We start from the raw sequence: 22,542 nt of genomic DNA, 5'->3' as shown, positions 1-22,542 counted from the left end.
AATCCCGCCCCTTATCTTTTTGATGCACAGAGCGTTTTTACTGCCAGTTTATGGTTACATTCCCTGTACCGGAAGCCGGTACGGTGTAGGTGTGATTATTACCGTCCTGCCATGTCACATTTCCTGAACCATCTTTTTTTATTGCTTTAAATTCGATTTTTTGATTTGCTGGCAGGTAGACCGTAAGGTTCCAGTCCGGGTAATCCGGGCAATTTGCCGGCCCTGCCGCCAAAGCCGGAGTCCAGTTTCCAAGGGCGGACACATTGCCGGTAATATAGATATTCTGTCCCCAATTGGTGGCTGCATTTTTTACAGTGAAATTCACGGGGATTAAATCGGAAGGATTGGAATCCGGTACGTATAGCTTAGAGCTGTTCCCGTTTAAAGTAATGGTGATCTTCTTATCAGAATTTACAACGATCTTATCATTTGAATCCATTGCATTGACTAACACGCTGCCTGCTTTAAGTGAACTTTCCGCACGGAGAGGCATGGTAACCGATTCGCTTCCGTCTGCATTTCGGAATGCACAGATTACTTCCTGGCCCGTGTCTTTACCGGAATCCACACGTCTGGAAAAAGCATAAAAATGGGTAGATGTCCACATTTCACGTTGAGTTCCGTTTTGCAAGGCTTCATACTGGGACCTTAAGCTGTTTAATTTTGCTATCAGCTGATAGGTATTGGTTGAGGGATCGAAATAGTCATGCACCACATTTCCCTGATAATCTTTTGTAACCATGGACCAGCGGTTCCAGGTGTCGGCAATACCGTTTATGTAAGAGCCGTTTGTATTACCCCGGTTTTGTTCTGTTCCCTGAAAAACAACGGGGATGCCTCTGGCAGTAAAGATAAAGGTTAAGGCATTGTGAAGTTTATTCACGTCGCCCCCGGCTTCTGTCAGGAAGCGGTTCCTGTCATGATTATCAATAAAGGTAACCATGTCATTTAAATGGGATCCATATAGATGATCCTTGCTGAAAACAGACTGCAGGGATATTTCGGATGTGTTGTTAAAATTCTTTCCGTATGCAAAATCATTTACAATAGCCTGAAATAAAGGAAAATCAAGCATTCCGGTTTCTCCGTTATCCCCGACCCAGTCCTTGATAAAGTTGACATCCATATCGAAATTTTCACCAAAGGTCGGTACGCCTATATATTCCTGCAGGGCGTGGATATCGGCCGGCTTCATGCATTTTGCGGCGTCTACCCGTGCGGCATCCGCACCGGTTAAGGTAAACCAGTTTTTAATCGAATCAAATACGGCGGATCTGGCGTCAGAATTATCAAAATCTATATCATCCAGACCTCCAAGATCACCGCTTTCCAGCATGGCAGTACTTTCCGGAGTATGTGGAAGCTCCCTGTTAAAGTCAATATCCCCTTTATTATGATACCAGTTTTTATTGTTAAAGGGAGACGCCGGCTGAAGCTGAGTACCGGTTTTTAAATTGCCGCCGGTTGTATAGTGCGCATTACTTCCGATCCCCTGAAGATAATCTCCCATATGGTTTGGTACTATGTCAATGATGACTTTTATATTATTTTCATGACAGGTATCAACCAATTTCTTTAAGATCTGCCTGCTTTCTTCCGGATCTTCGGCACCAAAGTAACGGTTGGCACGATTGGGGTCATAAGTATTATACCCGTGATAAGCGGTGGGCCACTGTACCCCGTTAGAATCGGGAACACTCCAGAGTTGGGGATCTGTTACAGGGGATATCCAGATGGCTGTATACCCCATCCCTTTTATGTAAGGTATTTTTTCAATGATTCCCTCCCAGTCTCCGCCGTGCATATAGCGGAAGTCATCCTGTGTATTTTCCGTATTACGGAATGCCTCTCCTTTCGCATTATTATCCGGGTTGCCGTCATAAAACCTGTCCACCATGATCTGGTAAATAGTATCCTGGCGAAGGTTATCCTTTGCCAGTGCATGTGCAGGTATGGGAATGCCGGATATCATGATAATACATAAAAAAGATACAATCAGCTTTTTGAAAAAATGTTTTGCATTCATATACTTTCCTCCTGTACGAAAACGGTTTACTGGTTGCAAAATTATTTTGGTAATTACCAATTGTATACATGTTAAATTATACCAGAAATATTACTAAAAACAATATAAAAACATGCAAAATGCTTGATAAAATTGGGAAAGCGGTGTACTATTATTAGTAAATTTAACCTTATCAAGGAAGTGGTAATAAGATTATGCCCGGTGAAGCGGGGCGCGCTGTGAGCAAGCAGCGAAGCGGATTGGGAATATCCGCTTTGACTAAAAACGGAGGGTTTCATGAATATAACGATTAAAGATGTTGCCAGAGAGGCAGGGGTTTCCATATCTACCGTATCCAAGGTATTGAATGATGGATCTTCCATATCAGATGCAACCAAAGAATATGTAAGAAACATTATGGAGGAGCTTGGGTATCAGCCCAATGAACAGGCGCGGAATTTTGCAAGGAAAAAAACGAATAATATTATTTATATCGTTTTACTGGAAGAACACATCGCATTTAAAAATCCCCATATGTTTGAAATCATGTGCGGGGTCCAGAATGCGCTGTCGAAAAAGAAGTATAATTTAAGTTTTTTAGGTGTAGCATCCGGTGAAGCCTTAAGCCGTATACAGGATATTACAGGAAGAAAAAGTGCGGACGGCATCATTGTTCATGGTTCCGTTACTACCAGGGAAATAGCAGAGTATTTATCGGCAAGCGGATTTCCGCACATCATAATCGGAAGGCCGCCTTTTAAATGCACAGCGTGCTGGATCGATATTAATAACAGCATATCCGGAGAGATGGCAGCGAAACATTTGACGGAATGCGGCTGCCGGAAAATAGCCTTTATCGGAGGCCCAAAGGGAGATGAAATCTCAACAAAACGCTTAAACGGATTCCAGTCTGCAATGTACAACATTGGATACCGGGTTTCCGGTAAATACATAAAATATGGCGATAACAGCAAGGAAAGCGGTTACCGTCTTGCAATGGAGCTGTTTGAGGAAACAGAGCAGCCGGATGGAATAATCTGCGAAAATAATTATATTGCATTGGGGGTCGTAAAAGCGATGAATGCCATAAAAAAACGGATTCCTGAGGATATAAAATTGATCAGCTTTGATGATTATCCTTTATCCCGGATCATCGAGCCCTGTTTGACCGTGGTTGATATCGATGTATATGATATGGGATATCAGGCCGGAGATATCCTGTTCAGGAAGATTAAAAACCCGGAATTGAATGTACAGTCTTATACCACGCTTCCCAGGATTATTGTAAGAAATTCCACGGGAAAAAAGACGATGTAAATTTCCGGTATAGTTTGTAAAGCTTTTGAAAAGTCTCTTGATTAATGATCCGAGTAGATTTATTCTTTAAAAAGTGAGAAGTGCTTCCATTTTTATAAACAATAAAATTTACCCAGGATTTATGAAAATCAGGAGGAAAGATATATGAATGGCAGAAAGAAGTGTGCGGCTGCTGCTATTTCGGCTGCTTTGACAATGATGCTGGCAGGGGGATATGTATATGCAGCAACCCAGCATTTTTACGACTCTACGACCGATGAAGCATGGGAGGGCTGGGTACAACAGTGGGAGAGCCAGGTGAGCACGGACTACGAGAAAATTGCATTGACACCAGGCACCGATGAAACACAAATGAATTTCGCATGGTATTCGAAAACGGACGGGACGGCCACACCGAAGATCGAGCTGTCCAAAAGCAGTGATATGAGCGGTGCGGTCACCTTTGAGGGGTACGCGGCACCGGCAATTGACGGATACAGCAGCAATAAGGTAACAGCTAAGGCTCTGTCAGAGAATACGACCTATTATTACCGATACTATAAAAATGGAGCGCCCGGTCAGGTTGCCTCCTTTAAAACCCATGGTTTCAACAGCTACTCCATGCTGTATGTAGGGGATCCCCAGATCGGTGCATCCAAGGGTCAGACTACTTCCGCAGGGGATAAGCTGGAAAATAAATCCGCCCTCAATACAGCGGCCCGGAATGACGCTTTCAGCTGGAATAAGACCTTGGATACGGCCATGGCGGCCAATCCGGATATCAGTTTTATCCTTTCTGCAGGGGATCAGATCAACAAAAATGTGGAGGGCAGAGATCCCGGCAACGAAATGGAGTATGCAGGTTTCTTAAATGCGGACTGGATGAAATCGCTGCCAATTGCAACTACCATAGGCAACCATGATTCCACAAATGAAAGCTACAGCTACCATTTCAATAATCCAAATGATACACAGTTAGGCAAGACGACTGCCGGGGGGGATTATTTTTATAAATATGGTCCGGCGCTGTATGTGGTTCTGAATACGAACAACTACAACTGTGCGGAGCATGAACAGGTCATGCGGCAGGCGGTTTCTGCCTATCCCAATACGGCATGGAGAATCGTCATGTTCCATCAGGATATCTACGGCAGCGGTCTGGATCACTCTGATTCCGACGGGATTGTGCTGAGAACGCAGCTGACTCCTCTGATGGATAAATTTGATGTGGATGTGGTGCTCCAGGGACATGACCATACCTATTCCAGAAGCTATCTGCTGAAGTCCGATTCAAAGACCCATTCCAGCTATGATTTTCATGATTGGGATAATGTAACGGATGGGGCAGGCAATGTATTCCCTTACAGCAATACTGCTTATCAGGCGGAGAATAACTGCTATACTATTGCGAACACCATGCCTGGCAGCGTGACCAATGCGGACGGTACCCTGTACATGGAAGCCAATTCCGCTACGGGCAGCAAATACTACGAATTAATTCCGAATCAACAGGATTACATAGCGGTCAGAAACCAGAACTGGAATCCTTCCTATTCCGTGATCCGGGTAAATCAGAATACATTTTCCATCGATACCTACGAGATTGCGGACGGGCGGCCACAGAAAATCGATCAAACCTTTACGCTTAAAAAGACCGATATTGCAAGAAGATAATTCTGCATATAATGATTCCGGGCTCCGGGGGCGTCCAGATTTAGCAGGGGCGTCCCTTTTGCTGAGCGTCCGGCTGGAAGCGGTGCATGCAAAATAGAGAGAGGAAGTAGAAAATATGGAGCAAAAACGACTGTCTGACATCTTTGGGAATTTCCGCGGAAGCAAACGGATGCAGCGGGTACTGTCTGCCGCGGTGACAACCGCATTTATCCTGTTCTTAATTTGCTTTAACCGGATTGACATTGTCAATCTGATCTCTACGGAAGGGAGGACCTTTGAACGGGCCCGGGTCATAGAGGTTTTAAAAGACAATATACAGGAGGACGGAAGCAGGGCCGGACAGCAGAGCGTTTTGGTGGAATTACAGTCAGGGCCCATGAAGGGTCAGACGGCGGAGGCCACCAGCAACAACGGATATTTATTCGGGGCGGCCTGTGAACCGGGGATGCAGGTAGTTGTGATACAGAGTCTGGCGGGGGATATCTCGATCCATACGGTTTACAGTGTGGACCGGGAATGGGCGGTGCTGGGATTTGCACTGATTTTCCTGGCCGTGGTCTGCGTGATCGGCGGAAAGAAGGGGGTGCAGGCCTGTATCGGGCTTATATTCACATTCATCTGCATCATCTGGCTTTATATCCCGATGATTTATAAAGGATATTCGCCCTTCCTGGCGGCTGTGCTGGTGGCGGCTGTTACTACCTTTGTCACCATGTATCTTCTGGGAGGCTGGTCCGGAAAGACAGCCTGCGCTGTGGCCGGAACGGTCAGCGGTGTGGTGATTGCCGGGATTTCCGCCTTTCTGTTTGGGAAGGCAGCCCATATTTCCGGATACAATGTTTCGAATATCGAGTCCCTGATGGTCCTGGAAAATATCCGTGGAATCCGGGTGGGAGAGCTGTTGTTCTCCGGTCTGTTGATTTCCGCGCTGGGTGCAGTCATGGATGTGGGGATGTCCATTTCCTCCACTGTTTTTGAAATTCATGACCAGAAGCCGGAGCTTAACAGGAAGGAACTGTTCTGCTCCGGTATGAACGTGGGCCGTGATGCCATGGGCACCATGGTCAATACCCTGATCCTGGCTTTTGTGGGAAGTTCGGCCAGCACATTGCTTTTAAATTATGCATATGAATTGCCCTATCTTCAGGTCATTAATTCCAATAATATGGTGATCGAGATAATGCAGGGGATATCCGGAAGCCTGGGCGTGGTAATGACGGTTCCGATCGTATCCTTTCTCGCATCTTTTGTGGCAGCAGGAAGAAGGGGCATAGAATTACCTCATCTATGATTTCAGGTATTGAATTCTATGCTTCAATTCATCAAATTTTTTTACCAGAATACCGGTTGACCAGTTGTAAATTTCACGGGTCTCATACATCCTGTAATCGCATTCCTGCGCCACAAGAAGCATGGCATAGAGATCATACCAGAGAGCGCGTATGGATTCCTTTTCTGACAACCGTTCCATACCATATCCGTTTTTAAAGTCATCGTTGCTTCCATATGTACGGAATCCGACTTCCATTAAGGGATCTGCCCACAGACTTCTTTCCCAATCGATCAAACCTGTGATCCTGTGATCCCTTACGAAGATATTTCCGTCCCATAAGTCCCAGTGTACCAGGCGGGGAGTTGTGATCTCTTCAAAGAAAGATTCGCTGAGGATCAGATATTTAAAAAGTTCTGATACAGATATTTTTAAATCCACAGACATTGATTCGGCATCCTGAACGGCCAGTTCTATCATATGGAAAAATACGGAATACCAATGGCTGCCCTGCAGGTCCGGCTGTCCGATATAGCCAAATTTATCTCCGGTGATATGGTTGATTTTTCTGTTCAGCTTTCCCGTGTCAAATCTGATTTGTTTTTTTACATCATCCGGCAGTCTGTCCTGCAGGGAAGAAAAGCTGTCTCCCTGTAATTCCTCCATGAAAAAATAAGGGGAAGTACAGATCTTACAGCTGTCATCATAGGAAAGAACCTTTGCAACCGGCACATCTGTTTTTTCTGCGGCAATCTGCATTGCCGTAACTTCGCTTAACATAATGTTCTTTTCATAGGACATGATGTTAACTCCTTTGGGCGGCGCTATTTTTAATATGCATCTGCTGCCGTTTTCAAAGGAGACCCTGTAAGCAACATTAAAATAGCCCTCGGTCAGTTCCGTGACTTCGGTGTATTTTACAAGGGGAAAAGCGTTTGTTATCATAGTATCCAGCACTTCTTTGGTTTGAGAGTTTTTCGTCAGGCTTTTCATATGGTTCCCATCCCATCCATTCTAAAATATGTTTTCCTGTAACCTATATTATATCATTGCATATAAACGAAAGCCATAAGATTTTAAGGAATTGGCGGAAGTCAGGCTATTTTGCAGCATAAGGAACTTTCTTATATTCCCTTGTCCGGAACTCAAACGTCTCGGTTAATGGCTCTCCGTTTTCGTATATCCATGTCTGGATCAGCTGTGGTTTTAAGGAAAACAACCGTTCGTTTTCCAAATATGTATATCGTTCATAGGAGCCTGGAAAATGTTCATTATAAAGAGTACAAAAGACCGGGTTATCCTGTGGGCGGCCCATTTCTTCACAGATCCCCTCGATCTGTATGTTTTCATTGCAAAGTGCTGCATGAGGATTCCCTTTAAGCTGACTGTATTTCCGAAATGTCTTGTCTGTCTGGAAATAGAATAAACCATCTGCAATAATGATGCTCATCATTCTGGAAGTGACCTGGTCATTCCAGGAGGTGGAAAGTACCATTTTTCCATGGTCTGTAAGCTGTTCAAATAGCTTTTGACATTGCCCTGTAAATTGATCTGTCATATTCATACTCCTATATAAAGGTTTGTTTGCGGTTATTTTAGATTATAACATAAGTCCGCATGGCTGTCAGCCGGTATTATCGAAAATTTGTTCGATTGATCAATATAATGGACGGTACCTCATATCCTGTGTTATACTAACTCAGGAATTCGTAATCACAGGTGCGTGAATGAAAGGAGGAACGGTCTCATGGCAAAGAAGAATGTGCGCAATACCAGGGGCAAGATTGTAAATGCTGCCTGGAAATTATTCTATGAACAGGGATATGAGGATACCACCGTAGAAGAAATCATTGAGCTTTCCCGGACTTCCAAGGGGTCTTTTTATCATTATTTTGATGGAAAGGATGCGCTGCTGAGTACCTTAAGCGTTCTGTTCGACGATAAATATGAAGAGCTGACCAAAACCCTTGATCCGGAAATGCCTGCAATGGAGAAGCTTTTGCTGCTCAACAGTGAGCTGTTTGGCATGATAGAAAACAGCATTTCCATTGATTTGCTGGCAAGGCTCCTTTCCACCCAGCTTGTTACGAATGGAGAGAAGCATTTGCTGGACCATAACCGGACTTATTATAAGCTTCTTCGAAAGATCATTGCCCAGGGGCAGGAGAAGGGGCAGATAGGCACCCGTTCCAGTGTCAGCGAGATGGTAAAGCTTTATGCTCTGTGCGAGCGTGCACTCTTATATGACTGGTGCTTGTGCGGCGGGGAATATTCTCTTCGCCAGTACAGTACATCCGTTATGCCCTCCTTTTTAAGCAGCTTTCTTCCTGAATTATAATTGGAAATAAGATTTGTATGATACTTATTATAAAATATAGTACGGTGTTAAAATGTTTTAAAATAAGGGAAAAACAGAGTTTAATATTAAAATCGTCTAGTATTTAGTCTATACTGTAGTCTGTATTGTGTTCTACTTTTGTCCATGCTATAATACTCCCATTATGGCTTTTTGGGCTTATACTAAAAAGCAGTATCAGCATTTCTATAACAGGAGGGACTATATGAGTATAGGACAAGTGGGGATTTTATCCTCTATTCTCATCTATCTGATCGGCATGGTCTACATAGGATTTTATTGCAGCAAAAAGGGCGGCGGGGATTCTGCCGATGAGTTCTATCTGGGCGGAAGAAAGCTTGGGCCTCTGGTTACGGCCATGAGCGCGGAAGCTTCCGATATGAGCAGCTGGCTCCTTATGGGACTTCCCGGAGTCGCTTATTTAAGTGGAATTGCAGATGCAGGCTGGACCGCCATCGGACTGGCTGCCGGTACCTATTTAAACTGGCTGGTTGTTGCGAAACGGCTGCGGCGGTATTCGGTTGTGTGCGATGCCATTACCATTCCGGACTTTTTTTCAAGGCGTTACCGGGACGGGAAAAATATCTTAATGTGCATTTCCGCCATCATTATTTTAATCTTTTTTATTCCCTATACTGCATCCGGATTTAAGGCTGTGGGTACGCTGTTTAACAGTTTGTTTCATATTAATTACCATGCGGCTATGATTGCAGGCGCCGCCGTAATTATCGGGTACACCGTGATGGGCGGATTTATGGCCGTATCTACCACGGACTTAATCCAAAGCATTGTCATGAGCATTGCGCTGGTTATTATCGTGTTTTTCGGTATTTCGGCATCCGGAGGCTGGCAGAATGTAATGGAAAATGCCCATTCCCTTAAGGGCTATTTAAGCATGACTCAGGTTCACGACATGGCGGAAGGCACTGCTTCTCCATATGGCTTTCTTTCCATTATCTCCACGCTGGCGTGGGGGCTCGGTTATTTCGGAATGCCCCATATTCTGCTGCGTTTTATGGCGATCAGCGATGAGGACAAGCTTAAGACTTCCCGCCGGATCGCCTCTGTATGGGTGGTTATCTCCATGTTTGTGGCGATTCTGATCGGGATCATCGGTTACAGCGTTTCAATCGCCGGCCATATCCCCATGCTGTCGACAAGATCCGATGCGGAAACCGTTATAATCAGACTGGCAGACCTTTTGGGGCGGAACGGATTCTTATTAGCTATTACTGCCGGAGTGGTTCTGGCAGGAATTCTGGCATGTACCATGTCAACGGCGGACTCCCAGCTTTTAACCGCAGCCTCCGGCGTATCCCAGAATCTTATGCAGGACTTTTTAAAGATTAAGGTAAGCACAAAAGCTTCCATGATGGTTGCGCGGCTTACGGTTATCGGAGTCGCCCTGATCGGCATTATTCTGGCCTGGGATCCTGACAGCTCCGTGTTCGCCATCGTATCCTTTGCATGGGCAGGTTTTGGCGCCTCCTTTGGGCCTGTAATGCTCTTTGCTCTGTTCTGGAAGCGCAGCAATCTGTGGGGAGCAATCGCCGGCATGGTATCCGGCGGCGCTATGGTATTCATTTGGAAATATGCCGTACGTCCATTGGGCGGTGCATGGAATATCTATGAACTGCTTCCGGCATTTACCGCAGCATGTGCTGCCATTATCCTTGTATCTCTGGTCACGGCTCCGCCTTCCAAAGAGATTTATGAGGAATTTGAATCGGTCGGAAGAAAAAATAAATAGGGCTTTATAATGGTAATACCAGGAGGAAAACAGGTTTTCCTCCTGGTATTAGTTGTTTTCAGAGTTTGGCTTTCTGAAAATCACGTTGACAGAAAAAAAGATTAGAATTATAATAGTTAGAAACCTAATTATTAAAAGGATGATGGTATGATGACATTTCACTATCTGTTAATGGCAAATCAGGCGATTTACCAGAGGAGACTCATGGATATCCTGAAGGATACGGAATTGACACTGGGTCAGCCTAAGGTTCTGGATTATTTAAGAGACCACGATGGAGCGACCCAGAAGGAGATTGCAGCAGCCTGTTATATTGAAGCGGCAACCATTACAAGCGTATTGAATGGAATGGAGGCAAAGGGCCTCATTGAAAGAAAGCGGCTGAACGGAAACAGGCGCTCTTATCATGTGTTTATGACCGAAAAGGGGCAAAGGATGCAGAAAAAAGTAGAAGAAATCTTCCTTCAGCTGGAAGAGGAAACTTTTAAAGGCATTTCAGAAGAGAAAAGAGGAGAATTTCTGGAGCAGTTTTTTAAAATCCATAAGAACATTATACCATCATGATGACTAGTTAAAGGAGACATAAGATATGCCACAAGGAGTTATAATCAATTGCATCGCTGTTTTTCTGGGAGGGATCCTGGGGGCTTTTTTAAAGGACCATTTTCCGCCTAAGCTTACCGAGGCGCTTCCGAATATATTCGGGCTGTCGGCGATTACCATGGGAGTTTACTTAATCATCCGGCTGGAGAGTCTGGCAGCGGTGGTGCTTGCCGTTATTGTCGGAACGGTTTTCGGCGAGCTGTTCAGCCTGGAAGATAATCTGCTGATAGGGCTTCATAAGCTGGATGCCAGGCTTCCTGTTCACTTAAATGAGGACCAGCTTGATATTCTGATCAGCCTGATCATTCTGTTCTGTTTCAGCGGGACGGGAATATTTGGAGCCATGAATTCCGCTATGACCGGGGACAATTCCATTCTGTATGCGAAGGCTGTCATGGATTTCTTTACAGCCATTATTTTCGGCACAACGGCCGGGTATATGGTCGGATTTATCGCGGTTCCCCAGTTTGTTGTAGGTGCTTTGCTGTTTTGCGGAGCATCTTATATTCTGCCTATGGTAACTGATATCATGCTGTCTAATTTTAAGGCCTGCGGCGGAATCATCACGCTGGCTGTGGGGCTTAAAATTTCCAATATTAAAAAGACCAGGGTGCTTAATATTCTGCCGGCACTTATTCTGGTATTTCCGTTCTCATTACTGCTGTAAGAAGCTGACCTGTAAATAGAGCGGCAGAGAAGATTTATATTTTCTATGCTGTGACCCTGGGTATGGATGCCTTATTATTAACTTTGGAGGAAAAATCTATGGATATTTATTCGCAAAAAAACGGACAGAACATCTCGGCACTGATGAAAAGCCTTCAGCAGAATAATATGGCAGGCTTCCATGTAAAGAATAAAAAAGAACTTCTGGAACTTTTGAGGAGGTTCATTGCGGATGGAACGACCGTAGGCTGCGGGGATTCGGTCACCCTTGAGCAGACGGGAGTGTTTGATGATTTAAGAAAAAGGGATATTAACTTTCTGGATAAGTTTGATCCTTCCCTTAGCCGGGAAGAAAAACGGGAAATATACTTAAGAAATTTTTCCGCGGACACGTTTATCACCGGGGCGAATGCAGTCACCATGGACGGAAAGATTTTTAACATTGACGGTAACGGAAGCCGGGTTGCTCCCATGCTGTATGGACCGAAACAGGTTATCGTTGTTGTGGGAACGAACAAGATAACAGAAGATGCGGAGGCAGCAGTGAAGAGAGCCAGACAGATTGCGGCTCCCTTAGATGCAAAGAGGCTTAACAAGGAAACTCCCTGTACGGCTCTTGACCGCTGCATTGATTGCAGGCACAAGGAGAGAATCTGCAATGACTTTGTTTTGATTGCAGGCCAGTTTACAAAAGACAGGATTAAAGTAATCGTTGTTAATGAGGAACTGGGCTATTGATAAACCCAGTTCCTCATTGTGCCATTTTCACGAAGCATGCAAATCTTTTCTTGCGTAAAGTCTGCTTGCCATAAAACAGCCTGCCAGAATAATCATAAATGAAAGCAGGATGTAAAAAGGACTTAACCCGTTTTTCGAAACCGATATCACATCAAAATAACTCACCGGTGCCAGAAACTTTAAGAAATCCACTGTACCGGCATAATCAAGCACAAAGCTGATTACATAAAACGTCACAACCGTAAGCATTGTAAAAAGACTTGCGGCTTTATAGTTTTTCGCAATGCCCGAAATGAAAAGCCCTATGGCGAACAGCACAACCTGCGTGATAAATATTCCGGCAGTTGTGATCACATGCGTGCCGGTTATGCTCATATCGCCGAGCGGGAGTATGATGCACAGATATGACATGATTCCGACAGTGAGCGAAAATACAGCAAGATTTGTTACGGCCGCCCCGATTTTCGCCCAAATGACGCTTGAACGCTTATATGGTTTTGAAAACAGAAACTCACTTGTGCCAAACTTTTCTTCTCTGGCAACGGCAAATACCCCTGAAAAACCCGCAAAAAAGAAGGCAAGCAGATTGGTCCAATATACCATACACTGATATGCCCCCAAGGCGGTGTCAACTTTCGCCCCCTTCAACCCGGATAAAATCAGTATAATTTTGGGGAAGCTTTCCACCAGTGCTGCAATTTCTGCCATTGCGTCTTTCAGCATAACAAACTCTATCGCTGCAAATCCGGTAAGTATCACGATTAATGCAAGCCAGATCATCAACAATTTTCGCGTTAGTTTCAGCTCTTTTAAATAGATTGCTTTCATACTTAACCTCCAAACACAACGTCTTTTTTCAGGAATTTTCTGTAGCTGACCAGCAGCAGCCCTGCGCCAAGCACAGCATACCACACCACAAAATTCCATTCGTAAAATCCGGTTTCAACAATACTCATAGGATTAAAGAACGCAAAGGGAGTGAAATAGCCCAATATCGGCTGATTGATTTTCTTTGACATAGAGCTTAAGCAAAATAGCGCAAACATAACGCACGAGGATATGAGCACAGGTGTGCGTACATTTGAGAAAAAAGTTCCTGCGGCTGTCCCGAAAACCACAAACATCAATTCAACCAGCACGTATGATTTTGCTATAAGCAGGAACTGCTGCCAATCAACGCGGACTCCTTTGACTGTCAGCATCGCTAACGCTGCCCCTGTTATATAGGCGGTTCCCACAATCAGGCTGTCTGCCGCACAGGCAAGAAACTTGCCCCGGAAAACTTCGCCTCGCGAATGCGGCTTGGTCAGCAGGAATTCCGCCGATCTGTTTGCATATTCTTTTGTATGCGACGAAAAGGCAATGCTCATTCCGTGAATCGCCGCCGCTGCCATAGCAAAGCTGTTCAAAAAGCTGAACATGCCAAGCGGAGTCATTACGAATGCGGCGCTGACGCCGAAAGCTCCAAACAGCGGATTGTTTTCCATCGCCTCCACCATCAAAGTATCACCGCCTGAGATAAAACCAATGTAAGTCGGTAGCATGAGAAAGATCAGTCCGCCCGCGGACAGTGCCCAGATGATGATATTTTTCTTTAACTGCTTCAGTTCATACTTCAATACAGTCATCCCATTCACCTCACCTGTAATAGTGCATAAAAATTTCTTCCAGCGCCGGCTCTTCGATAAAAAGATCGCGGACATTTAAAACGGACAGCTTCGCCAGGACATCCGCGATGTTTCCCATAAACATAAATGTGGCAGTGCTGCCATCCTGCTGATAATTGCTAATGCCGTCGAGGTTAAAATACCCTGCCGGTATTTCAGTTGCCGTAACGCTGATCTTTTTATGGCTGTTCGCCCGAAGCTCGCTGATTTTTTGTACGCCGATCATTTTACCTTCTTTCAAAATCGCCACGCGGTCGCAGATTTTCTGCACCTCCGACAGAACATGGGACGAAAAAAAGATCGTTGCACCGCGTTTATTTTCTTCTTTTAAAATATTGAAAAACTCCTGTTGGATCAGCGGGTCTAAACCGCTGGTGGGTTCATCTAATATAATGAGTTTGGGCGAGTGCAGCAGAGCGCATACAATCCCGATTTTCTTTTTATTGCCCAAAGATAGGTCGGCGATTTTACGCGATAAGTCCAGGTTTAAGCGTTTGGATAGCTCTTTTATTTTGTCATCGCATTTTACGCCGTACAAATCCGCCGCATACCGCACCAGCTCCCGGACCGTCATGTTATCATAATAGGCGGATTCGCCGGGCAGATATCCCACATCCTTCGCGATTTCCGGGGCCTGCCTGATACAGTCTTTGCCAAAAATCTCCGCGCTGCCTGAGGTTGGGTGGATTAACGCCAAAAGAGTACGGATGGTAGTGGATTTACCCGCCCCATTGGGGCCGATAAAGCCGAAAATCTCTCCTTCCTCCACGGAAAAGCTGACGTTTTCAATGCCTCTGTGTTCCCCATAGCTTTTGGTCAGGTTTTTAATATTAATTGCGCTCACAGATGATCCTCCTCTCTCATTTCAAAAACTCGACATATCCCGTGTTGCCGTTTACGCGGATCCGGTCCCCATCCGTTATGTGTTTTGTTGCGTCGGTCACGCCTACAACGGCGGGCAGACCGTATTCACGCGTGATGACCGCGCCGTGGGTGGCCATTCCGCCTACTTCCGTAACCAGTCCGCCAACGGATATAAATGCCGGCGTCCAGCTTGGGTCGGTGAATTTCGTCACAAGAATATCGCCTTTTTCTATTTTTCCCGTCTCCTTTATGTCGAAGACGACCCGGGCCCGCCCCTCGGCCACTCCGCCCGATACGGCAAGACCGGGCAGTGCCCCTTCGGGAACATTACGTCTGTATTCGCCTTCTACCACCTCGCCGTCGGAGAACATAAGGCGCGGCGGGGTCAGGGCGGCATACTTTTCATAATCCGCGCGCATCGCATCGATTTTCGCGTAATCGGGCTCATATTTTCCGGCGAACAAATCTGCCAGCTCCGGAAGCCGCATATAGAAGACGTCTTCTGCGCTTCTGAGCCTGCCGGCGCGGACAAGCTTTTCGGCTTCCCGCAGGATCGCCTGTTTGTATTCCCAGTACCGCTTCATCCAGTAATATTTCGGCGATTCGCGCAGGCCTAAAAAGTTGCGGTAAAAGGACAGTCTCTTTGCCAGCTTTTTTGCTTTCCCCGCGCCCCATTTTTGTTTGGCGGCGGAAACAAGCGCTTTTACCGCCGTATTGCTTTCCTGCTTCCCCTGCCGGAACTTTTGCTCGGCGTGGCCTGCCGGAAGTTTTATGTCCGCCAGTATGGTCGGGAGAATCTTTGCCGGTTCCTCGGCGAACCGCGGTTTCGCGATGTCGATCTCTCCGGGACAGCGCATTCCGTACCGGGCGAAGAATGCCTCAAACGCCTTTGCGGTCTCTCCGCCGCCCTGCCGTTTTCTTAATTCTTCAAGGTTGAATTGCTCCCCCGACGTTTCAAGGTATTTTATAACATCCGGGAAATCGCGTGCAGCGTCCGCGATACGGCTGACGTAAAATCCCATTTCCGAGGTGATATTCCCCTTTATGGATTTTGATATATCAACGCTTATGTTGTCCCGCCCAAGCAGGAGCTTCCCCGCTTTATCGATCGGCTTTGTGAGGTAGAAAGCAACCAATAGAGGCCCCAGGCCTTCCGGGGCGAACAGACTCTTCATCAGATCATCAGTATCGTTTTGGATATACTCGATCATTGCACGGCCGGACAGCTTTGAAAGCCTGTTTCTGGTCTTATTTATTACCGCTTCCATGCGACGGTTGTAGCCGTCAATGATGGCTGGATCGTTCTTTTGATATATTCTAAATCCGGCGATAATGCATTTTCCCAAGCCTTTCGGTATGGCGAAGTCACTTTTCCGGCCTTTCGGAATGGAGTTTATATAATCCTTTCTTGCCAGAACCTGATTGAATGCGCTGTTCATCAGCTCATCGGAATTAGACAGTTTTTGCCGAACCAGCGCCTTGCCCACCGGACTGTTTAAGTTATGGGTGATCTCCATATACGGCCGCCCGCCGATTTCCGTAACCTTTACGGTTTTTGACATCAATTTCCAAAGGGATATGCCAAGGGGCAGCATGGTGTCGGTCATCATTTGCAGATGCCCGACGGAAATGAAACAGCGTTTGAATCCATCCGGCGAAGGAGGGCACGGGAAAAGCGTGGTGATCGCGCGGGATTGTACGATATGGAATTTCTCACCGTCAAAACACCATTCAATATCCTGGGGGCAGCCGTATTCGCGCTCAATCTCTTTTCCGATGTTTGTAAGGGCAATGATCTGCGCTTCGGTCAAACAGGGCTTGCCCCCGCTCTTTTGCTTTATGCCTTCTTTGAATGTCCATGTAATGGGCGTTTTACGCCCGGACACCAGGTCCTCACCCAATCCTTCTACCGCTTCTATTGCCATTGTAAAACGGTCGGAGGTCATTGGGTCGGCGGTAAACATCACACCCGCTGCCTTTGCCGCCACCATTTTCTGGACAACCACAGCCATTTGGACTTCGCTTTCATTGAACTTATTTTTGGAACGGTAAGAAACCGCCCGTTCGTTATATAAAGACGCAAAGCAGTCGGTCACCGCCTTTTTTACCGCTTCAAAGCCGGAAACGTTCAAATAGGTGTCCTGCTGGCCGGCGAAGGAAGCGTCCGGCAAATCCTCAGCCGTGGCGGACGAACGTACGGCCACGGAAACATGGTCCCCCATGTCCGTATATGCGGATCGGATCAGTTCCGAGGCTTCGGCAGGCAGGGTCAGTCCGGCGACTGCCTGTTTCACATTATCCTGGGCTTCATTTACGGCAGGAAGGATATACTTCCTGAAAAATTCTGTTGTGATGATAAAGCCGTCGGGTACGTTCGCCGTGGACAGCCGGGATAGCCTTGCAAGACTGGCGCCCTTGCCTCCTGACAGCCCAAGCGAAGCAGCTTCCTTATCGTATATTTTCAGTATATACATCACAGATATTCCTCCTTATACAGATTATTTTTCAGCATATGCATGGTTTTTTCCAATTCTTCGGTTACTTTGCCCAAATCGCACTGCTCATCGGACATTTCGTGGGCGTACCCTTCCGCCATGAGGAATATCAAGCGCATAATTACGTCGATATCCACGCCTTCTTTGAATTTTTCCGCGTCTTCCTCTTTCACCACCAGGTCATACGAAAACCGCTGTGCATCCGGCATGATCTTTTTTGTGATATCCGCAACCGTACGGTCGGTTTCCTCAAACATGCTGATGATAAATTTCAAAATATGAGGGTACTTTTCCAGTATGCCCATTTTCATTTTAGAAGCTACAAGGATGCGTTCAAATAAATCGTCATATGCATCAATTTCATTGCGCTTGTAAGCGTCAAGCATAACGTTTCTTACATATTCCGACAGGTATAAATACAGATCCTTTTTTGTGCCGAAATAATGAAACAGCATGGGCTTGGATACCCCGCTGCCTTGCGCAATGTCGCTCATGGATGCCTTCTTGTATCCATGTCTGCCAAAACACTTTAATGCCGCCTCAATAATGAGCAGCTGCTTTTCTTCCGGAAGTTCTTTGAATTTTTCCATCTTTTCACCTTCTATGATTATTGTTGACCGATTCGGTTTATGGCTTGAGTATAACACGATGAACCGAATCGGTCAATGGTAATAAAAAGAAAAAAGAACACGCAAAATGCTGTCAGGCATTTCACATGTTCCTTTATGCAGTTCCTTAAAGGCTGCTTTTATTTCTTTTAATCACCTTAAGTCTGGTGAACTCTTCCCTGTCTTTTTCCTCCAGGGAGTTGGTGATATTTTTTGTCAGGGTCTCATAACGGGGAATGGTGATGTTCTTTAAGGCATTGGCCCGTTTCTGGGTCCTTTTAATGCTGTTTGCCAGACGGTAAGCGGAATTTTCCACCATGGAAAGCTTAACTGTCAGTTTCTTTACCTTTTCGAACTGGTAACGGGCTTCATCCAGGGATTCTCTGGTGCTGTAATAAGCATAAGTTAAGTTTAAAGGCATTTCATCGTGCTCCACCAGCGGGATCTCCGTTCCCATGATGCTTCGGGTCTTAATGCGCACCGAATCGTCCACAGGGACTGCCATGGCTATGTCCTGCACATAGTTGATGCCTAATTCGATGTTGGCTTTTTGCAGGGCCTTGTAGGCGGAAGTAAAGGTCACGTCAATTTCCGACTGGATGCCTTTGGCCTCATCGATCAGGCTCATCAGTTCCTTGATCAGAATATTCCGCTTTTTATCCATCAGTTCATAACCCTGTCTGGCTAAGGCCAGAGAGTTTTTCGCAAGGATTAAATTCCCCTTGGTGGGAAATGTATTGGGATTCATGGATATCCCTCCTATTCTTCCGGATCGTCAAGGGTGGTTGGTTTGTAGTACTGGTCTAAGACCTTGGTATCGATACGGTCCAGCTCGGCTCTCGGGAGAAGACCTAAAAGTTCCCAGCCAATGGTCAGTGTTTCAATGATATTCCGGTTGGCATGGTTTCCCTGTCCCACAAAGCGGTTCTCAAATTCCTTGCCGAATACCAGATATTTTTTATCAATGGGGGACAGCTCATCTTCCCCGATAACAGAAGCCAGGGCTCTTGCATCGCCTACCTTGGCGTAGCAGGAGAAAAGCTGGTTTGCCACACCCTGATGGTCTGCTCTTGTGAAGCCTTCTCCAATTCCGTCCTTCATCAGACGGCTCAGGGAAGGAAGTACATTGATGGGCGGATAAACCGACTGGCCGTATAAGCTTCGGTCCAGAACGATCTGCCCTTCCGTAATATATCCCGTAAGGTCGGGGATGGGGTGGGTGATGTCATCGTTCGGCATGGTCAGGATGGGAATCTGGGTCACAGAGCCGTGGCGGTCTTTTACGATACCGGCCCGCTCATAGATGGAAGCCAGCTCGCTGTATAAATAGCCGGGATAGCCCTTTCTGGAAGGAATCTCCCCCTTGGACGAGGAAACCTCGCGGAGAGCCTCCGCATAAGCGGTCATATCGGTCAAAATGACCAGAATGTGCATGCCCTTTTCAAAGGCCAGGTATTCTGCCAGGGTCAGTGCCACCTTCGGCGTGATAAGCCGTTCCACCACCGGATCGTTTGCCAGGTTGATGAACATGGCTACGTGGTCGGAAACCCCGCTTTCCTCAAAGGTGCGGCGGAAGAAATCAGCCACATCGTATTTAACGCCCATGGCTGCAAACACCACTGCAAATTTTTCGCTGGATTCGGCGTCATCCCCTAAGGAAGCCTGCTGTACGATCTGGGCTGCCAGCTCGTCATGAGGAAGACCGTTGCCTGAGAAAATGGGGAGCTTCTGGCCGCGGATCAGTGTCATCAGTCCGTCGATGGCTGAGATCCCGGTACGGATATAATCCCTGGGATATTCACGGGTGACCGGATTTAACGGCTTTCCGTTGATGTCCAGGAAGATATCGGAGTTGATGTCCCCCAATCCGTCTATGGGCTCCCCGATGCCGTTAAAGGTACGTCCTAACATGTCTTCGGATACGGAAAGTTCCATAGGGTGTCCGGTGAGCCGGGTGTGGACATTTCTTAAGGCCAGCCCGTCGGTTCCCTCAAATACCTGAATGATGGCCTTATCTTCATAGACTTCGATGATACGTCCCAGCTTCTTTGTCTTTCCCTCTACGGTCATTTCCACAATTTCATCGAAAGCAGCATTCTGGACGCCTTCCAAAACGACCATGGGGCCGTTGATCGCGCTTAGTCCTAAATATTCGATTGCCATAGTCTGCCTCCTTCTTATGCGTTTCGCTCGATGACTGAATCGTAGAAAGCATCGATCTGCTTTTTGTAGTCATCGAACATATCCAGTCTGTCGTTGGGTACATCGTATTTGATGGAAATGATTTTATCAAAGACCGGGTCCTCTTTTAATACGGACATGGGCATTCCCATGGATACGAGAGACCGGGATTTTTTGTATAGATAAAGAATCAGATCCATCATCTTAAACTGTTTTTCCATTGGGACACAGGTATCTTCCTTATGGAATGCATTCTGCTGTAAAAATCCGATCCGGATCACCTTGGAGATCTCCAGTATGAGCTTCTGGTCATCGGGAAGCATATCTCCGCCGATCAGTTTAACGATCTCCATTAAGCTGCTTTCCTGGGTCAGCAGAAAGACCATGCGGTTTCTGTAATCCACGAATTTCTTATCCACGTTTTCCACGTACCAGGGAGCTAAATCGGTTAAATATTCGGAATAGCTGCTGAGCCAGTGGATGGCCGGGAAATGGCGTTCGTTTGCCAGGTTGCGGTCCAGTCCCCAGAAGCAGCGCACAAAACGCTTGGTATTCTGGGTCACGGGCTCGGAGAAGTCACCTCCCTGGGGAGATACGGCGCCGATGATGGTGACAGAACCTTCGGTTCCGTTCATGTTCTGCATCATTCCGGCCCTCTCATAGAAGGCGGATAAGCGGGAAGCTAAGTAAGCCGGGAAGCCTTCCTCAGCCGGCATTTCTTCGAGACGTCCGGATAACTCTCTTAAGGCCTCGGCCCAGCGGGAGGTGGAGTCCGCCATGATAGCCACATGATACCCCATATCCCGGTAGTATTCCGCCAGGGTGAGTCCGGAGTAGAGGCTGGCTTCACGGGCGGCAACGGGCATATTGGAGGTATTGGCGATCAGTGTGGTGCGGTCCATCAATGGATTTCCGGAACGGGGATCGATCAGCTCGGAGAATTCCTCAAGCACCTGCGTCATCTCATTGCCACGTTCGCCGCAGCCGATGTAGATGATGATATCCGCATCGGACCATTTGGCTATCTGGTGCTGGGTCATGGTCTTGCCCGTGCCGAAGCCGCCGGGGATACAGGCGGTGCCGCCTTTTGCAAGAGGGAACAGGGTATCAATGATCCTCTGTCCGGTGACAAGAGGCTTGGATGCCGGGTATCTCTTTAATATAGGTCTCGGAATGCGGATGGGCCATTTCTGGGTCATGGTGATCTTCTTTTCGGAGCCGTCTGACAGCTGGAGTGTTAACAGGGGATCGGATATGGTGTAAGAACCATCCTCCACTACATCTAAAACATAACCTTCCATATCCGGCGGAATCATGACCTTATGGACAATGGCAGGCGTTTCGGGAACCTCCGCAATAATGGCTCCGGGGAACAGATGGTCTCCCTTTTTTACTGTCATATGGGTCTTCCAGAGCTTCGCATTATCAAGGGAATCCACATGAATGCCCCGGTCAATATATGCTCCTCCGGTCTTTGCGATCTCGCTTAAAGGGCGTTCGATCCCGTCAAAGATGTTATTTAAAATACCGGGAGCCAGGGTGACAGATACGGGGAAACCGGTGGAAGTGACGGTTTCTCCCGGCTTTAAGCTACTGGTTTCCTCATATACCTGGACAATGGTGCGGCGGTCCGTAAGACCGATGATCTCACCGACTAAATGATCCTTGCCGACGTAGACCATTTCATTCATTCTGAATCCGGAATCGCCCTTTAAATAAATGACAGGGCCGTTAATGCCGGAAATGGTGCCTGTATTAGTCATTAGCCGTACCTCCCAACAAATCCTTTACATCAAAGCGGAATTCATGTTTCGCTTCCGCCAGCTTGGTTTGAAATGAATTATCAATTAAAATATGCCTGGAAGGGATGACTGCCCGGGTTCCTCCCATAAATGAGTATTCGCTCACCCGGATGTCGGCGCTGTTATGAAGCGCCAGCTTATTGATCTTTTCCTCATCTGCAGGATCGATGTAGATGGTGATAAACTCTTTACCGGCCAGCTCTTTGGCCTCCTGTATCTGCTTTTCCAAAAGCTTTGTGTATTCCGGGGTTTCCATGAACCCCGCCAGTTTATCCTTAAGCTCCACAAACAGCTTATCTTTGAGTTCATCCTGTTTTTTTCCAAACTCCCGTTTCATGCTGATCTGTTCCAGAGAGAGTCTTTTGTTGATCTCCCGTTCGATCCGCTCGCTTTCCATGGCCACCTGCTGTCCGGCCCGGCGTTTCGCATCTTCCTGATGTTCGGTAAAGGTCTTTTCCAGGGCAGCGGTATATTCATCAAGCATCTTTGCACTGCGGGTTCTGGCATCTTCCATACAAAAATCCAGGAAATGCTGTAATTTTTCCTCAGTTGTCAAGATGACCACCT

20 protein-coding genes are annotated in these 22,542 nt (G+C 46.6%); 8 read left to right on the top strand and 12 right to left on the bottom strand.

Annotated features, from left to right (window positions below; genetic code table 11):
* Positions 1-37: 37 nt before the first annotated feature.
* Positions 38-2,026: an alpha-amylase family glycosyl hydrolase gene (locus BQ9856_RS21215; protein WP_159442057.1), complete on the bottom strand. Its 1,989-nt coding sequence runs from the start codon at positions 2,024-2,026 to the stop codon at positions 38-40.
* 276 nt (positions 2,027-2,302) lie between these two features.
* Between BQ9856_RS21215 and BQ9856_RS21210 the strand changes: the two genes are divergently transcribed.
* The 3 genes from BQ9856_RS21210 (at position 2,303) to BQ9856_RS21200 (ending at position 6,266) form a co-directional block, all read left to right on the top strand.
* A complete protein-coding gene (locus BQ9856_RS21210; RefSeq protein WP_077612785.1) occupies positions 2,303-3,322 on the top strand; it encodes a LacI family DNA-binding transcriptional regulator in 1,020 nt (339 codons plus the stop codon).
* A 144-nt stretch (positions 3,323-3,466) separates the two neighbouring features.
* Positions 3,467-4,975: a purple acid phosphatase family protein gene (locus BQ9856_RS21205; protein WP_077612784.1), complete on the top strand. Its 1,509-nt coding sequence runs from the start codon at positions 3,467-3,469 to the stop codon at positions 4,973-4,975.
* A gap of 115 nt (positions 4,976-5,090) precedes the next feature.
* Positions 5,091-6,266, top strand: a complete 1,176-nt coding sequence (locus BQ9856_RS21200) for a YibE/F family protein (protein WP_139348745.1) — start codon at positions 5,091-5,093, stop codon at positions 6,264-6,266.
* On the opposite strand, the gene BQ9856_RS21195 is transcribed toward BQ9856_RS21200, so the two are convergent.
* Positions 6,261-7,238, bottom strand: coding sequence for a phosphotransferase family protein (locus tag BQ9856_RS21195; protein ID WP_077612783.1), 978 nt, complete (start codon positions 7,236-7,238; stop codon positions 6,261-6,263). The two genes, BQ9856_RS21200 and BQ9856_RS21195, sit on opposite strands and share 6 nt — an antisense overlap.
* A 106-nt stretch (positions 7,239-7,344) precedes the next feature.
* A complete protein-coding gene (locus tag BQ9856_RS21190) occupies positions 7,345-7,803 on the bottom strand; it encodes a pyridoxamine 5'-phosphate oxidase family protein (RefSeq protein WP_077612782.1) in 459 nt (152 codons plus the stop codon).
* A gap of 189 nt (positions 7,804-7,992) precedes the next feature.
* On the opposite strand from BQ9856_RS21190, the gene BQ9856_RS21185 reads away from it, so the two are divergent.
* The 5 genes from BQ9856_RS21185 to BQ9856_RS21165 all read left to right on the top strand — a co-directional run bounded on the left by BQ9856_RS21185 (position 7,993) and on the right by BQ9856_RS21165 (position 12,358).
* Entirely contained in the window at positions 7,993-8,583 is a 591-nt protein-coding gene (locus BQ9856_RS21185) for a TetR/AcrR family transcriptional regulator (protein ID WP_077612781.1), read from the top strand.
* A 223-nt stretch (positions 8,584-8,806) separates the two neighbouring features.
* Positions 8,807-10,351 carry a sodium/proline symporter gene (locus BQ9856_RS21180; protein ID WP_077612780.1) on the top strand — a complete coding sequence of 515 codons (1,545 nt, stop codon included), beginning with the start codon at positions 8,807-8,809 and terminating at the stop codon, positions 10,349-10,351.
* Between the two features lie 147 nt (positions 10,352-10,498).
* Complete coding sequence (locus BQ9856_RS21175) at positions 10,499-10,915, top strand: MarR family winged helix-turn-helix transcriptional regulator (RefSeq protein WP_442855556.1); 417 nt, start codon at positions 10,499-10,501, stop codon at positions 10,913-10,915.
* Positions 10,916-10,940: 25 nt separating this feature from the next.
* Complete coding sequence (locus BQ9856_RS21170) at positions 10,941-11,621, top strand: DUF554 domain-containing protein (RefSeq protein ID WP_077612778.1); 681 nt, start codon at positions 10,941-10,943, stop codon at positions 11,619-11,621.
* A 98-nt stretch (positions 11,622-11,719) separates the two neighbouring features.
* A complete protein-coding gene (locus BQ9856_RS21165) occupies positions 11,720-12,358 on the top strand; it encodes a lactate utilization protein (RefSeq protein WP_077612777.1) in 639 nt (212 codons plus the stop codon).
* 27 nt (positions 12,359-12,385) lie between these two features.
* Here BQ9856_RS21165 and BQ9856_RS21160 read toward each other — a convergent pair whose 3' ends face one another.
* From BQ9856_RS21160 to BQ9856_RS21120, 9 genes are all read right to left on the bottom strand, one after another.
* Complete coding sequence (locus BQ9856_RS21160) at positions 12,386-13,186, bottom strand: ABC transporter permease (RefSeq protein ID WP_159442056.1); 801 nt, start codon at positions 13,184-13,186, stop codon at positions 12,386-12,388.
* A 2-nt stretch (positions 13,187-13,188) separates the two neighbouring features.
* Positions 13,189-13,986 carry an ABC transporter permease subunit gene (locus BQ9856_RS21155; protein ID WP_159442055.1) on the bottom strand — a complete coding sequence of 266 codons (798 nt, stop codon included), beginning with the start codon at positions 13,984-13,986 and terminating at the stop codon, positions 13,189-13,191.
* Between the two features lie 10 nt (positions 13,987-13,996).
* A complete protein-coding gene (locus BQ9856_RS21150; protein ID WP_077612775.1) occupies positions 13,997-14,869 on the bottom strand; it encodes an ABC transporter ATP-binding protein in 873 nt (290 codons plus the stop codon).
* A gap of 16 nt (positions 14,870-14,885) precedes the next feature.
* Complete coding sequence (locus BQ9856_RS21145) at positions 14,886-17,363, bottom strand: phosphoenolpyruvate synthase (protein ID WP_077612774.1); 2,478 nt, start codon at positions 17,361-17,363, stop codon at positions 14,886-14,888.
* Positions 17,363-17,974, bottom strand: coding sequence for a TetR/AcrR family transcriptional regulator (locus BQ9856_RS21140; protein ID WP_077612773.1), 612 nt, complete (start codon positions 17,972-17,974; stop codon positions 17,363-17,365). Before BQ9856_RS21140 ends, BQ9856_RS21145 begins: the two co-directional genes overlap by 1 nt.
* A 145-nt stretch (positions 17,975-18,119) precedes the next feature.
* The gene (locus tag BQ9856_RS21135; RefSeq protein WP_077612772.1) at positions 18,120-18,740 is read right to left on the bottom strand and encodes a V-type ATP synthase subunit D; all 621 of its coding nucleotides are present in this window, start codon (positions 18,738-18,740) and stop codon (positions 18,120-18,122) included.
* A gap of 11 nt (positions 18,741-18,751) precedes the next feature.
* Positions 18,752-20,155: a V-type ATP synthase subunit B gene (locus tag BQ9856_RS21130; RefSeq protein ID WP_077612771.1), complete on the bottom strand. Its 1,404-nt coding sequence runs from the start codon at positions 20,153-20,155 to the stop codon at positions 18,752-18,754.
* A gap of 14 nt (positions 20,156-20,169) precedes the next feature.
* Positions 20,170-21,936, bottom strand: coding sequence for a V-type ATP synthase subunit A (locus BQ9856_RS21125; RefSeq protein ID WP_077612770.1), 1,767 nt, complete (start codon positions 21,934-21,936; stop codon positions 20,170-20,172).
* Positions 21,929-22,531, bottom strand: coding sequence for a V-type ATP synthase subunit E (locus BQ9856_RS21120; protein WP_077612769.1), 603 nt, complete (start codon positions 22,529-22,531; stop codon positions 21,929-21,931). The genes BQ9856_RS21125 and BQ9856_RS21120 overlap by 8 nt, the downstream gene beginning before the upstream one ends.
* Positions 22,532-22,542: the final 11 nt, after the last annotated feature.

Source organism: Clostridium sp. Marseille-P2415, from assembly GCF_900155545.1.
In the GTDB taxonomy this organism is placed as follows: Bacteria; Bacillota; Clostridia; order Lachnospirales; family Lachnospiraceae; genus Lacrimispora.
This window is presented reverse-complemented; position numbering and strand designations above follow the sequence as displayed.

What these genes read in the sequence shown, in the direction of transcription:
- BQ9856_RS21215 (WP_159442057.1), bottom strand. Translation starts at nt 2,026, where the DNA reads ATGAATGCAAAACATTTTTTCAAAAAGCTGATTGTATCTTTTTTATGT.
- BQ9856_RS21210 (WP_077612785.1), top strand. Translation starts at nt 2,303, where the DNA reads ATGAATATAACGATTAAAGATGTTGCCAGAGAGGCAGGGGTTTCCATA.
- BQ9856_RS21205 (WP_077612784.1), top strand. Translation starts at nt 3,467, where the DNA reads ATGAATGGCAGAAAGAAGTGTGCGGCTGCTGCTATTTCGGCTGCTTTG.
- BQ9856_RS21200 (WP_139348745.1), top strand. Translation starts at nt 5,091, where the DNA reads ATGGAGCAAAAACGACTGTCTGACATCTTTGGGAATTTCCGCGGAAGC.
- BQ9856_RS21195 (WP_077612783.1), bottom strand. Translation starts at nt 7,238, where the DNA reads ATGAAAAGCCTGACGAAAAACTCTCAAACCAAAGAAGTGCTGGATACT.
- BQ9856_RS21190 (WP_077612782.1), bottom strand. Translation starts at nt 7,803, where the DNA reads ATGACAGATCAATTTACAGGGCAATGTCAAAAGCTATTTGAACAGCTT.
- BQ9856_RS21185 (WP_077612781.1), top strand. Translation starts at nt 7,993, where the DNA reads ATGGCAAAGAAGAATGTGCGCAATACCAGGGGCAAGATTGTAAATGCT.
- BQ9856_RS21180 (WP_077612780.1), top strand. Translation starts at nt 8,807, where the DNA reads ATGAGTATAGGACAAGTGGGGATTTTATCCTCTATTCTCATCTATCTG.
- BQ9856_RS21175 (WP_442855556.1), top strand. Translation starts at nt 10,499, where the DNA reads ATGATGACATTTCACTATCTGTTAATGGCAAATCAGGCGATTTACCAG.
- BQ9856_RS21170 (WP_077612778.1), top strand. Translation starts at nt 10,941, where the DNA reads ATGCCACAAGGAGTTATAATCAATTGCATCGCTGTTTTTCTGGGAGGG.
- BQ9856_RS21165 (WP_077612777.1), top strand. Translation starts at nt 11,720, where the DNA reads ATGGATATTTATTCGCAAAAAAACGGACAGAACATCTCGGCACTGATG.
- BQ9856_RS21160 (WP_159442056.1), bottom strand. Translation starts at nt 13,186, where the DNA reads ATGAAAGCAATCTATTTAAAAGAGCTGAAACTAACGCGAAAATTGTTG.
- BQ9856_RS21155 (WP_159442055.1), bottom strand. Translation starts at nt 13,986, where the DNA reads ATGACTGTATTGAAGTATGAACTGAAGCAGTTAAAGAAAAATATCATC.
- BQ9856_RS21145 (WP_077612774.1), bottom strand. Translation starts at nt 17,363, where the DNA reads ATGTATATACTGAAAATATACGATAAGGAAGCTGCTTCGCTTGGGCTG.
- BQ9856_RS21140 (WP_077612773.1), bottom strand. Translation starts at nt 17,974, where the DNA reads ATGGAAAAATTCAAAGAACTTCCGGAAGAAAAGCAGCTGCTCATTATT.
- BQ9856_RS21135 (WP_077612772.1), bottom strand. Translation starts at nt 18,740, where the DNA reads ATGAATCCCAATACATTTCCCACCAAGGGGAATTTAATCCTTGCGAAA.
- BQ9856_RS21130 (WP_077612771.1), bottom strand. Translation starts at nt 20,155, where the DNA reads ATGGCAATCGAATATTTAGGACTAAGCGCGATCAACGGCCCCATGGTC.
- BQ9856_RS21125 (WP_077612770.1), bottom strand. Translation starts at nt 21,936, where the DNA reads ATGACTAATACAGGCACCATTTCCGGCATTAACGGCCCTGTCATTTAT.